This is a genomic window from Pseudoalteromonas sp. SCSIO 43201 (genome assembly GCF_023716725.1).
Taxonomy (GTDB): Bacteria; Pseudomonadota; Gammaproteobacteria; order Enterobacterales; family Alteromonadaceae; genus Pseudoalteromonas; species Pseudoalteromonas peptidolytica.
In genome coordinates this window covers 2,820,834-2,833,145 of the sequence record NZ_CP072683.1, presented here as the reverse complement: position 1 = coordinate 2,833,145, position 12,312 = coordinate 2,820,834, and the positions used below count along the sequence as shown (strand labels likewise).

Genomic DNA, 12,312 nt, shown 5'->3' with positions numbered 1-12,312 from the left:
TTTATGGTAGCATATTGTTATATTATCACATTAGGCAAGATTAAGACGTGGCAGAAGTAAGAGCGAGAGTCGAGCTGAACGTAGGGCAGCACAGTAATATCCCTGCGGAAATAGTTTCTTTTTCAGGGCTACATGATGGCCAAGAACATGTTGCATTAGTATTTAATAATGCTGACAGCAATCAGTCTGTGCCCCTTATTCGTATGCACTCTGAGTGCTTGACTGGTGATGTCTTCCATTCTTCACGTTGCGATTGCGGTGAACAGCTGAATGAGTGCATTGAAATGATGCACAAACAAGGAGGCGTGTTACTGTATTTACGTCAAGAAGGCCGCGGTATTGGCTTATACAACAAAATTGATGCGTACGTTTTGCAATCTCAAGGCATGAATACCTATGAAGCCAATAATCATCTTGGTTTTGAAGATGACTTAAGGGATTTCTCAGATGCGGTACTGATGTTACAAGCACTTGGGCTAAACCACGTTAAGTTAATGACAAATAACCCAAAAAAGCTAAAAGCACTGAGAAGCGCTGGTATTACAGTCGATGAGGTCGTTGGAACACAAGCCCATGTTAAAGTTGGAGTATCCGGCAATGAGCAATACTTAAAAACTAAAATACAACACGGTGCTCATATGTTAGATATCAAGAAAATTTCAAAAGCGGACTAAGGGCTTTTTGCCCTTATTCTCTGAACAATGACTGGTATTGATGTGGTGGCGGCCTTACTCGGCTTACCACTTTAAGGTCAAAGTGACTATCTGCGCTCTCCACTTGGTTAAATCCAAACTTAATTTCGTATAAATTTGAAAGATGGGTGCGAAGCAGCCTAGGGATTACGAAAAAGCCCAGACAAATCCTGTTTACATGACTTTTCACCAGACCCTCTAATCAGTATAATCAAGGACGTTATAGCTTAAATTAAGTGGACTATGTCGACTCCTATTCGAACATTCAAAGCAAATATGGGCATCCAATGGGTAAAAGCGGGTTGGGAAATTTTTAAAACTCAACCTTTGACTTTTATGTTGATGTATATCTTCATGGCAGTTGTCAGCTTATTGCCGCTGTTTGCGCCAGTTTTTCATCTTATCGCTGCCTTATCCGGGCCTTTTTTAAGCGCAGGCTTTTATCTTGCTGTTATCAACAAACAAACGAATAAAGCAGCAAAGCTTGCTGATATTTTTGACCCATTTGCAGCAAAGGGTCGACGTCTGAATTTATTTCGTGTTGGTATTTACCAGATGGCGGGGGCGCTGCTGCTAACTATGGTTGCTGGCGTGTTATTTAGTGATGTGGCAACGGCCATAGAAAGTGCAGGGCCAAATACCTCACCGGAGCAATTGATCCAGTTGGTAGCGAGTAACATGAACTTTCTAGAAGTGGCTCTATTTGTGATCGCACAGTCCACAGTAATGATGGCATTTGCTTTTGTTGTGCCACAAGTTTTCTTCCAAGGCGAAAAGCGCATTTTCCATGCAATGAAATGCTCATTAGCAGCCTTCTATCACAACATGGGGGCGTTGACGGTTTTTGGATTGGTTATCGCCGCATTAATCGTTGCGTCTATTCCACTTTCAATGATCCCAGCGATTATTATTATGCCTGTGGCCATGATAGGCTTTTTTGTGTCATTTCAGGCTATGTTTATGCCTACAATTATTGATAAAAATGAACTTGAGGCACATAAAAGTAACGGTCAATCTGATGCGGGTCGTTTCGACGCGTAATGGACGAGTTAGAAGTAAAAAAACTAAAAAACTACGCAGTTTGGTTGTTATCTCGACAAGAGTATTCACAAACTGGGTTGACGCAAAAGTTGCTGCAAAAAGGGGCGACGGCAGAAGTTGCTCAACAACTGGTGTCGTGGCTTGTGTCACTAGACTATGTTAATGACCATCGCTTTGCAGAGAGCTTTTTGAATCGACAAATAGCCAAAGGACTTGGAGCAAAGCGTATCTTACTAGATGCCGGGCAAAAAGGAGTTAGCCGCGATACATTGCATGCGTTGTTCGCTGAACGCGAAATTGACTGGTACATGCAAGCTGCAAAAACCTATCAAAAAAAGTATGGTGTTTGCGAGCAACCGTTAGAATATAAAGAAAAAACAAAGCGCGTACGGTATATGAGCTATCGTGGCTTTAGTTTTGATGAAATAGATTTTGCAATTGAAGCTGCAATGAACGCAGCAGAGCAAGAAGCAATAAAGGGTGAATGATCACATGCAGCATATGACTACCGCACAAATTAGGCAAAGCTTCTTAGATTTCTTTGCTAAACAACAGCACCAAGTGGTGCCTTCAAGCTCGTTGATTCCGGGCAACGATGCCACACTACTTTTCACTAACGCCGGTATGGTGCAGTTTAAAGATGCCTTTTTAGGTGCTGAAAAACGAGCATATACACGAGCAACAAGCTCTCAACGTTGTGTTCGTGCTGGTGGTAAACATAATGACCTTGAAAACGTGGGTTACACCGCAAGACACCATACTTTCTTCGAAATGCTAGGTAACTTTAGCTTTGGTGACTATTTTAAAACGGATGCCATTAAGTTCGCATGGGGATTTTTGACGGACGTCATTAAGCTGCCGAAAGAAAAACTACTGGTAACGGTTTACCACGAGGACGACGAAGCATTTGACATATGGTCAAAGCAAGTTGGAGTGCCTGAAGAGCGCATTATCCGCATAGCGACATCTGATAACTTCTGGTCAATGGGCGACACAGGTCCTTGTGGCCCATGTTCGGAAATTTTCTATGATCATGGTGAGCACATTTGGGGGGGACCTCCTGGCTCGCCTGAAGAAGATGGTGACCGCTTTATTGAGATCTGGAACTTAGTATTTATGCAATATAACCGTCATACCGATGGTTCAATGGAGCCGCTGCCAATGCAGTCGGTTGATACCGGCATGGGTTTAGAGCGTATTTCAGCGATCATGCAAGGTGTACATTCAAACTACGAAATCGATTTATTTCAAGCGCTCATCCAAGCAGCAGCAAAAGTTACGGATGCTCAGGACTTAGAAGATAAATCACTACGAGTTGTTGCTGACCATATTCGCTCTTGCGCATTCCTTATTGCAGATGGCGTCATGCCCTCTAACGAAGGCCGTGGTTATGTGCTTCGTCGTATTATTCGTCGTGCGGTTCGCCATGGTAACAAGTTAGGCGCGAAGGGCGCATTCTTCTACAAATTAGTCGCTGCGCTGGCTGAGCAAATGGGTGAAGCTTATCCGGAGCTAGTTAAACAACAAGCTATCATCGAAAAAGTACTGCGTATAGAAGAAGATCAGTTTGGTAAAACTCTGGATCGTGGTCTTGCCATTTTAGAAGAAAATCTTGAAGGCATTGAAGGCGATGTGATCCCTGGTGACTTGGTGTTTAAGCTTTATGACACCTACGGCTTTCCCGCAGATTTGACCGCAGATGTGGCACGTGAACGCTTTATGACAATCGATGAGCGTGGTTTCCAAGCATGTATGGAAGAGCAGCGTAAAAAAGCACAAGCAGCTGGTAAATTTGGCGCTGACTACAATGAGCGTCTCAAGTCAGAAAAACACACTGATTTTAAAGGCTATGATGCTGAGCACTATACTGGAACTGTGATTGAAATTTTCAAAGAAGGTCAGCACACGAATACGCTAGAAGATGGCGAGCACGGTGTCGTTGTGCTTGATCGTACGCCTTTCTATGCTGAGTCGGGTGGCCAAGTAGGTGATACTGGTGTACTTAAAGTGGCGAATGGTGAATTTGTCGTAACAGATACCCAGAAATTAGGTAATGCTTTTGCACATCATGGTCATATTGTTGGCCGTATTGGTATCAACGACAAGGCGGATGCACGTATTGACGCTGAGCGTCGTGAGCGAGTGAAGAAAAACCATACCGCAACACACTTGGTACATAAAGCACTACGCGACTTACTAGGCGACCATGTTACTCAAAAGGGCTCGTTGGTACTACCTGATCGTTTGCGCTTTGACTTTTCGCATTTTGAAGGTGTGACAAAAGCACAGCTACAACAAGTTGAAGACGCCGTGAATGCTGAGATCCGTAGTAACTTTGCTCTGCAAACGGAGCTGATGGATATTGATGCTGCAAAAGACAAAGGGGCGATGGCGCTCTTCGGTGAAAAGTACGACGATGAAGTTCGAGTCGTATCAATTGGTGAATACTCAATTGAACTTTGCGGTGGTACACACGTGAAGCGTGCAGGTGATATTGGCCTCTTCAAGATAGTTTCAGAAGGTGGTATTGCAGCTGGCGTTCGTCGTATTGAAGCGGTAACTGGTGCTGATGCTATTGCTTATGTGAATGAACAAGAGCAAGTGTTATCAGAAATTGCGGCATTAGTTAAAGGTGATACCTCATCGGTATTGGAAAAAGTAACGGCACTGCTTGAAAAGTCAAAAGGCCTTGAAAAGCAAGTCGCACAGTTAAATGACAAACTTGCAAGTGCTGCGGGTGCAACACTACTAGACTCGGTAACTCAAGTGAATGGTATTAAGTTACTGGTAGCTAATGTTGCAGGCACTGAGTCTAAGGCCTTACGTGGTATGGTTGACGATCTGAAAAACAAGATTGGCTCGGGTGTAATTGCACTGGGTGTTGCGAACGGTGAAAAAGTAAGCCTGATTGCAGGTGTAACGAAAGATCTTGTCGGTCAGGTTAAAGCTGGCGAACTGGTTAATCATATGGCTTCTCAGGTTGGTGGTAAAGGAGGCGGTCGTCCTGATATGGCGCAAGCTGGAGGCTCACAACCAGAAAACCTTGACACAGCACTCAATAGTGTTTCTGATTGGTTAAATGAAGTAACGCAGTAATCAGCAAGTGGCGCTGATTGTACAAAAGTTTGGCGGCACCTCGGTAGGTTCTATAGAGCGTATCGAGGCAGTCGCTGATCTCGTGGTTAAAACACAACAACAAGGCCACCAAGTGGTGGTCGTATTGTCTGCAATGTCGGGTGAGACAAATCGCCTAATTTCTCTTGCACAACAAATCGATGCACGTCCAAGCGCCCGTGAACTAGATGTGTTGATCACGACGGGTGAACAAGTCTCAATTTCTCTATTGGCAATGGCTATTATTAAGCGAGGCCACTCAGCGGTTAGCTTACTGGCGGATCAAGTTGGTATCAAAACTGACAATATGTTTTCTAAAGCGCGAATTACCCAGATAGATACAACGCGCTTAAGGCAAGAGCTAGAGCATAATCGGATTGCTATTATTGCTGGGTTTCAAGGCCGTGACGAGGAAGGTAATATCACCACGCTTGGGCGAGGCGGTACAGACACCTCAGCAGTTGAAATTGCAGGTGCTTTGCAGGCTGATGAATGTCAGATTTATACCGACGTTGATGGTGTTTATACGACCGACCCACGCATTGAGCCACATGCAAAGCGGCTATCACATATCACTTTTTCTGAAATGCTGGAGTTAGCGTCCGTTGGCGCAAAAGTATTGCAGATCCGCTCTGTTGAAGCGGCTGGTAGATACAATGTACCGCTGCGAGTACTGTCATCATTTTCCCCTGATAATGGCACTTTAATTAGCTATGAGGAAGCAAAGATGAAAAATACTAAGATTGTGTCTGGGATAGCAAGTGTCAAAGATGAAGTATTGATCTTAGTTAAAAATATCGACGTAAAAGTAAGCAACTTGGCTAATATTCTCACGCTTTTAGGTGAATATAATATCGAAGTTGACATGATTAACCATTTGAACCACAGTGATAAAAAAATAGACTATGCTTTTACTGTGCAGGTTAATGATGCTGTGTTGGCACAAGAAGTTTTACTTCCACATCTACAAAATTTTGGTGGTGCAACAATGGAGGTTAATGCTAACGTGGCAAAAGTGTCGGCGGTTGGGATCGGGATGAAATCTCACTCTGGTGTCGCCGGTCTATTTTTTATGGCATTGGCCGAGGAAAGCATTCACACTCTACTTGTATCTACCTCTGAGATAAAGATCTCAGCACTTGTAGAGGAGAAGTATCTCGAACTGGCAGTGAGAGCATTACATGCCAAGTTCGAATTGGAAAGTACTGAGTAAACTAAGTTTTTGCTTACTTTTCTGGGAAGTTTTATTTAAAATGGATTTGATGCGGAATCTTTTAAATTTTGGAATAACAGGAGCAAGAGAATGCTAATACTAACTCGTCGAGTAGGTGAAACCCTGATGATTGGTGATGAAGTGACTGTAACAGTACTAGGTGTTAAAGGTAACCAAGTACGTATTGGTGTAAACGCGCCTAAAGATGTTTCAGTACACCGTGAAGAAATCTATATGCGTATTCAGGCTGAGAAATCTAGCCCAGGCAATATGTGATCAAGGTATTGAATTAGTATGTGAGTTAAGGTGACTTGATACCTAGTTTGTCTTAATACTTGCTCAATTTGAAGATATAAACCTGACGTTAACATCGTAAAAATTTTATTTAGAACAACTGAATAGCAAATTTTTATGCCGATAGAGCTAAAGCCTCTTGAGATTATCGACAAGGTTTTTTGCTTTGAATATTGTTCACTTTATTAAGCAAGTTAGTTTAACTTGCATAAGTAAACCCCACGAATGTGGGGTTTATCATTTCTATATGTTCTTTGTCACTTTCTGTGACAAAAATTCGATGGCTTCTGCACTTAACCCTGACTTACTAATATAACTTGGCTTGTTACTTTGAAAGACCAAAAAACCTCGCTCTGTTTCAATTAACTTTTCAATAGCATTAAAAGCATAACAAAACTCAGCATGACTGGCTTTAGTGATGATCTGGTTATCGGTAATTGATACTGTAACCACATTGCCAGCGGCTCGTGAAAGTGCCTGCCTAGTTACCCACCAAGCTTTACGATAATAAAAGGCTAAGCATTCGACTACGGCTAGCAAAATAAGAAAGTTGCCAAGGTAGTGCTCTTGTAATCCATAAATAGCGAAAAAACCGAGCGCGACAAGCAGTATTAATAGACCATATTTAGGTTTTATCGCCAGTCCATTTGCTTCAGATTCTTCAAAGCACTCTTTGTAATAGGCCTTATCTAACTTAAATTGACTTTGGAAAGATAAATTTTCATTTTCTTTAGGCGATGACATACGTAATTACTTTAGTGAAAATTTACCTTAATTATACCTTTATACAGGTTCAAAGCGGTAATGCTAGGTTAGAGTAATTAAAACAAATTTATTACACAGACCGGAAAATAAGCGCTACAGCTTAACGTTTACGTAAACTTACCTTTTTGGTCAGTCCAATTGACAAATATAATTAAGATAACCAAATTTTCATTAAATGAGACCTAGATCTTGACTATTACCTGCTACTATTTTGAATATTTTTCATATTTATTGTGCATATCACCAATATTTTAGGTGGTTTTTATAGCTAACTATATGATTGGAATAAGTTTAATATTTTTGGTATTACCAATTTACAATAAGCTTTACAGCGAAACATTTTTTGTTATAAGGTGAATAAATATCGATAAAAAGTGAAGGTTTGTATCAGTTCGTTAACGCGAAGAATAAAACCGGATAGCAAGTAAGGGGTAAAAATGGATATTGGCGCACAGTTATTGCAAGCAGGAAACTTAATGTTAACTGGTATGGTTGGTGTGTTTTTGTTTCTGTCTATTTTGATTTTTGCGATGCGGCTTTTAGCAAACTTCGCCGCTCAGCTCAAAGAGGTTGAGTCTAGCACTTCACGGCAAAAAATAGCCAAAACAGCTTCTTCACAAGGGGTGCCGCAGGCACATATTGCAGCGATTAGTGCAGCTGTTGCAACCTACAGAAAAAATAATTAATAGGGGTCTTGCATGTCACAGTTAAAGCTTACTGAACTTGTGTTGCGCGATGCGCACCAATCATTATTAGCAACCAGAATGCGATTAGAAGATATGCTTCCGATTGCTGAACAGCTCGACAATATGGGGTATTGGTCGGTTGAATCTTGGGGAGGTGCAACCTTTGACTCATGTATTCGCTATTTGGGAGAAGATCCTTGGGAACGGATCCGTGCATTGAAAGCTGCGATGCCTAAAACCAAACAGCAAATGTTGTTACGTGGCCAAAACCTTTTAGGCTACCGGCATTACGCCGATGATGTGGTTGAAAAGTTTGTCGAGCGTGCTCACCATAACGGCGTTGATGTCTTTAGAATATTTGATGCAATGAATGATGTGCGTAACCTAGAAACTGCTATCAAAGCAGCGATAAAGGTGGGGGCGCATGCGCAAGGAACGATTTCGTATACTGTGAGCCCAGTCCATACGTTGGAGATGTGGTTAACTCAAGCTAAGCAACTTGAAGACCTTGGCTGTCATTCAATCTGTATTAAAGATATGGCGGGATTATTAAAGCCTTATGACGCTGAGAAACTGATTTCAGGGCTAAAGCAGACAGTATCAATACCGATTGCAATGCAGTGTCATGCTACGACTGGGTTGAGTACTGCGACCTATCAAAAAGCCATTGATGCAGGCATTGACATGCTCGACACAGCTATTTCATCTATGAGCATGACCTATGGTCACAGTGCAACAGAAACCATTGCTGCAATTGTTGAAGGTACTGAGCGTGATACCGGTTTAGATTTACTCGCATTAGAGGAAATAGCGGCTTATTTTCGTGAAGTGAGAAAGAAATACGCAGCATTTGAGGGCAGTTTAAAAGGTGTGGATGGTCGTATTCTCTCGGCTCAAGTACCGGGTGGTATGCTTACCAATATGGAAAACCAGTTAAGAGAGCAAGGAGCTGGAGATAAACTTGATGCTGTTTTAAAAGAGATCCCAAGTGTAAGAAAAGAACTTGGCTACTTGCCGTTAGTTACACCAACTTCGCAGATTGTAGGGACACAAGCAGTATTGAATGTACTTACAGGTGAGCGGTACAAGTCGATAACCAAAGAGACCGCAGGTGTACTAAAAGGTGAATATGGTGCGACTCCCGCTGATGTTGACCACGCCTTACAGCAGCGTGTACTGGAAGGTAAGGAGCCTATCACGTGCCGCCCAGCTGATTTAATTGAGCCAGAACTTGATAGCCTACAAAGTGAATTGATAGCGACCGCGAAAAGCGAACAGGTTACGTTGGCCGAAGACGTTATTGATGATGTACTGACTTACGCTTTATTTCCTCAAATTGGCCTTAAATTCTTAAAAAACCGCAACAACCCTGATGCTTTTGAACCAAAGCCCACGCAACTTGAGAGCAAAGAGCAAAAAACAACAGCAACCCCTGCAACAGGTAAAGCATCAACTCCAGAGCGTTATAGCGTAAAAGTTGATGGCAAAGTGTATGACGTTGTTGTGGCACCTGGTGGCGAGTTGCAAGAGGTACAAGTAAAAGACAGTGAACTCATCCCACAGTCAACTTCAGTAAGTTCAAGTGAAACTCTTAATGCGCCGCTTGCTGGTAACATTTTTAAGTTAATGGTACGCGCCGGAGATGAAGTACAAGAGGGCGATGTTGTGCTTGTGATGGAGGCGATGAAAATGGAAACAGAGGTTCGTGCTACCCACAGCGGCCGAGTCGCAGAGTTATTGGTGTCCGAAGGTGACTCAGTCAGTGCTGGTGACGCTATGATGTCTTTAGCGTAAGGGAGCAAAAATGGAAGGGTTGATTAATTTGTGGCAAGCAACAGGGCTTGCGAATTTTACCTGGCCTGCATTGTGTATGATGGCCGTGGGTTGTGGGCTATTGTACCTAGCAATTGCAAAAGGTTTTGAGCCGCTGCTTTTGGTGCCAATTGGTTTTGGGGCTATTTTGACCAACATTCCCGTTGCAGGGCTTGGAGATCCCGGCGGCTTGTTATATTACGTCTATTACATTGGCATAGATAGCGGTGTATTCCCTTTATTAATTTTTATGGGGGTTGGCGCGATGACAGACTTTAGCGCATTGATTGCAAACCCAAAAATGCTGTTATTAGGAGCAGCGGCTCAGTTTGGGATCTTCGCAACCTTATTCGGCGCTATTTTACTTAATTTTATCCCAGGGTTTGAATTTACTCTACAAGATGCCTCTGCAATCGCGATTATCGGTGGTGCTGACGGCCCAACTGCGATATTTCTGGCATCAAAATTAGCCCCTGAACTATTGGGCGCAATAGCCGTTGCTGCATATTCGTATATGGCGTTGGTGCCGATTATTCAGCCACCGATCATGAAAGCGCTCACCACAAAAGAAGAGCGTCAGATAGCAATGCCGCAATTACGTCACGTATCGAAAACAGAAAAGATATTATTTCCACTCGCTGTACTTGGCTTGACGATATTGTTTTTACCTGCCGCAACACCACTAGTTGGTATGTTTTGCTTAGGTAACTTGATGAAAGAGTGTGGTGTGGTAGACCGCCTTAGTAAAACGGCACAAAACGAGCTTATTAATATTACAACCATTTTCCTCGGTCTGGCTGTTGGCTCAAAATTAGCAGCAGATCAGTTTTTAACGATAGAAACATTGGGAATTCTGGCGTTAGGGGCTGTTGCCTTTGGTATTGGCACAGGAACCGGGGTATTAATGGCAAAAACCATGAACCGCTTTAGCAATACTCCGATTAACCCTCTGGTAGGTGCGGCAGGAGTATCCGCAGTGCCGATGGCAGCGCGAGTGGTTAACAAGGTCGGTCTTGAGAGTAATCCACATAACTTTTTATTGATGCACGCGATGGGGCCAAATGTTGCTGGCGTATTAGGCAGTGCGGTCGCTGCTGGTATTTTGCTTGCACTAGTTGGATAATTTTAGCTTCTCCAACCATTAACGTGGCAATGATTTAATTGCCACGTATTTTTGATCCAAAATATGCAGAAGCTGAAAGAGTATGAAGTTTATTCCATTTCGAAACTTACAATGTCCGGGTTTAGAAACTGCAGTGTGGTATTGTCGATTGCTATTTTTAACCGGTGTTGGTTTGATTGTGTTTGGCATAATAAAAGAGGGGCTTGCCCTTTATCACTGGTGTGTTGAATTGGCCACTTACTCCAAGTTAATCATAGCTAGTATTTATAATTTTGACCTCTTGTCCCGTGCGAATTTTCATTAAATGGTAGTCGGTGTGGTGAAAGTATATTTTGCATGTGGACTCGCAATTAAGCTAAAAAGTATGTCTCATGAAAAGTCGTAATAATTTGATATACCCACACGAGACCTTAGATCACTTTATGTAAACTCTTTTTATACCGTTTTTGTTCCGCCTTGAAAGCGTGCTTTGCTATCCATTTTGCTATTTTTTGCATTAAAACTGGTGGAAAATCATGCCCCATGCCATTGACTAATTTGAGTTTTGATTTTCGGATACGCGTTGCAGTTTGTAACCCTGCAGTGATAGGGAAAATGGGATCATCCGTACCGTGGATGACAAGTGTTGGCGCTTTGATTTGTGATAAAGCATGTTGGCGACAACGGCCTGCTATTACTGCTGTGAGTTGGCGTTTAAACCCTTCAGGGCTATGGGCGCGCTCAATATTTTGCTTTGCGAGTTGGTGAAGTGTCATTTCATCTTGTGGGTAGGCGGGGCTTCCAATCAGTTTGTTGAGCTTGATATTATACTGTACAGCTGATTGTCGGCAGTTTGGTTTAGGCCTTGCCTTGGCGAGCTGTAACATCACTTTGAGGTTAGAAAAAGTAAACTGAGGATACGCCGAAGTTGACATAATAGACGTTAAGCTCACTACCTTTTTTCTGTGTTTGGCCGCAACTATTTGCGCAATCATTCCCCCCATGGACGCACCAACTAGATGTGCGCGCTTTATCTTTAAACTTTTCATGAGTCCTATTACATCTGACGCCATATCGTCTAAGGTGTAGGGAATATGAGCGTGGATCGGAAATTTTTTACTGAGTATTGTTCTGATCACGTTAGGTGAGCCTAGGCTATCTAAATGGCTTGATAAACCGCAGTCTCTGTTATCAAATCGGATCACGCGAAACCCTTTGTTTACAAGTCCAAAGTACAACTCATCTGGCCATACAGTCATTTGTGCACCAAGACCCATGATAAGAATGATGACAGGTGCGCATCGCTCTCCTTCGTCTTGGTAATGTAATTCAACCCCGGTTGCTATCTTAATATTGGTCATTATCACAAATAGATTGGGTGGCCTTTTGCACTAAAGTTAAGTATAGGCATGACAACTGCGGTTATACCATTTTTACTTAACCTAGCTGCTATACTTTTCTATCAGCAGCTAAAAATATTTGTTGTCAAAGCATTGCGCTTTAACTGCGTTAGGTTATTATCCGTGCAGTGTCTACCGTGCTTATTTAGACCACAGTAGGCTTATTAATTTCGTTTCTATTTATACATTTATT

General features: G+C 42.5%; 11 protein-coding genes. 9 read left to right on the top strand and 2 right to left on the bottom strand.

Going from position 1 to position 12,312, the window contains the following annotated elements; all coding sequences use genetic code 11:
* Positions 1-47 precede the first annotated feature (47 nt).
* The 6 genes from J8Z24_RS12215 (at position 48) to csrA (ending at position 6,336) form a co-directional block, all read left to right on the top strand.
* Positions 48-674, top strand: a complete 627-nt coding sequence (locus tag J8Z24_RS12215; protein ID WP_128732228.1) for a GTP cyclohydrolase II — start codon at positions 48-50, stop codon at positions 672-674.
* A gap of 261 nt (positions 675-935) precedes the next feature.
* Positions 936-1,733: a BPSS1780 family membrane protein gene (locus tag J8Z24_RS12210; protein WP_125254026.1), complete on the top strand. Its 798-nt coding sequence runs from the start codon at positions 936-938 to the stop codon at positions 1,731-1,733.
* A complete protein-coding gene (locus tag J8Z24_RS12205) occupies positions 1,733-2,221 on the top strand; it encodes a regulatory protein RecX (RefSeq protein WP_125254025.1) in 489 nt (162 codons plus the stop codon). The genes J8Z24_RS12210 and J8Z24_RS12205 overlap by 1 nt, the downstream gene beginning before the upstream one ends.
* A gap of 4 nt (positions 2,222-2,225) precedes the next feature.
* Positions 2,226-4,829, top strand: a complete 2,604-nt coding sequence (gene alaS / locus J8Z24_RS12200; RefSeq protein ID WP_252094766.1) for an alanine--tRNA ligase — start codon at positions 2,226-2,228, stop codon at positions 4,827-4,829.
* Between the two features lie 7 nt (positions 4,830-4,836).
* Entirely contained in the window at positions 4,837-6,060 is a 1,224-nt protein-coding gene (locus J8Z24_RS12195) for an aspartate kinase (protein WP_125254023.1), read from the top strand.
* A gap of 90 nt (positions 6,061-6,150) precedes the next feature.
* Positions 6,151-6,336 carry a carbon storage regulator CsrA gene (gene csrA, locus J8Z24_RS12190; RefSeq protein WP_010375935.1) on the top strand — a complete coding sequence of 62 codons (186 nt, stop codon included), beginning with the start codon at positions 6,151-6,153 and terminating at the stop codon, positions 6,334-6,336.
* 261 nt (positions 6,337-6,597) lie between these two features.
* Here the strand turns inward: csrA and J8Z24_RS12185 are convergent, their stop codons facing one another.
* Complete coding sequence (locus J8Z24_RS12185; protein WP_128732226.1) at positions 6,598-7,098, bottom strand: YcxB family protein; 501 nt, start codon at positions 7,096-7,098, stop codon at positions 6,598-6,600.
* A gap of 458 nt (positions 7,099-7,556) precedes the next feature.
* Here J8Z24_RS12185 and J8Z24_RS12180 point away from each other — a divergent pair, with 458 nt between their 5' ends.
* The 3 genes from J8Z24_RS12180 to J8Z24_RS12170 are packed head-to-tail and all read left to right on the top strand — an operon-like array spanning position 7,557 to position 10,740.
* Positions 7,557-7,805 (top strand): OadG family protein, encoded by a 249-nt coding sequence (locus J8Z24_RS12180; protein ID WP_176032829.1) that lies wholly within the window; start codon positions 7,557-7,559, stop codon positions 7,803-7,805.
* Positions 7,806-7,817: 12 nt separating this feature from the next.
* Positions 7,818-9,599, top strand: coding sequence for a sodium-extruding oxaloacetate decarboxylase subunit alpha (oadA, locus tag J8Z24_RS12175; RefSeq protein ID WP_147389805.1), 1,782 nt, complete (start codon positions 7,818-7,820; stop codon positions 9,597-9,599).
* A gap of 10 nt (positions 9,600-9,609) precedes the next feature.
* Complete coding sequence (locus J8Z24_RS12170) at positions 9,610-10,740, top strand: sodium ion-translocating decarboxylase subunit beta (protein ID WP_128732224.1); 1,131 nt, start codon at positions 9,610-9,612, stop codon at positions 10,738-10,740.
* Positions 10,741-11,150: 410 nt separating this feature from the next.
* Here J8Z24_RS12170 and J8Z24_RS12165 read toward each other — a convergent pair whose 3' ends face one another.
* Complete coding sequence (locus J8Z24_RS12165; RefSeq protein ID WP_252094765.1) at positions 11,151-12,080, bottom strand: alpha/beta fold hydrolase; 930 nt, start codon at positions 12,078-12,080, stop codon at positions 11,151-11,153.
* Positions 12,081-12,312: the final 232 nt, after the last annotated feature.

Excerpts from the sequence above, each read along its gene's own strand:
- J8Z24_RS12210 (WP_125254026.1), top strand. The coding sequence starts at position 936 with ATGTCGACTCCTATTCGAACATTCAAAGCAAATATGGGCATCCAATGG.
- J8Z24_RS12205 (WP_125254025.1), top strand. The coding sequence starts at position 1,733 with ATGGACGAGTTAGAAGTAAAAAAACTAAAAAACTACGCAGTTTGGTTG.
- alaS (WP_252094766.1), top strand. The coding sequence starts at position 2,226 with ATGCAGCATATGACTACCGCACAAATTAGGCAAAGCTTCTTAGATTTC.
- csrA (WP_010375935.1), top strand. The coding sequence starts at position 6,151 with ATGCTAATACTAACTCGTCGAGTAGGTGAAACCCTGATGATTGGTGAT.
- J8Z24_RS12185 (WP_128732226.1), bottom strand. The coding sequence starts at position 7,098 with ATGTCATCGCCTAAAGAAAATGAAAATTTATCTTTCCAAAGTCAATTT.
- J8Z24_RS12180 (WP_176032829.1), top strand. The coding sequence starts at position 7,557 with ATGGATATTGGCGCACAGTTATTGCAAGCAGGAAACTTAATGTTAACT.
- oadA (WP_147389805.1), top strand. The coding sequence starts at position 7,818 with ATGTCACAGTTAAAGCTTACTGAACTTGTGTTGCGCGATGCGCACCAA.
- J8Z24_RS12170 (WP_128732224.1), top strand. The coding sequence starts at position 9,610 with ATGGAAGGGTTGATTAATTTGTGGCAAGCAACAGGGCTTGCGAATTTT.
- J8Z24_RS12165 (WP_252094765.1), bottom strand. The coding sequence starts at position 12,080 with ATGACCAATATTAAGATAGCAACCGGGGTTGAATTACATTACCAAGAC.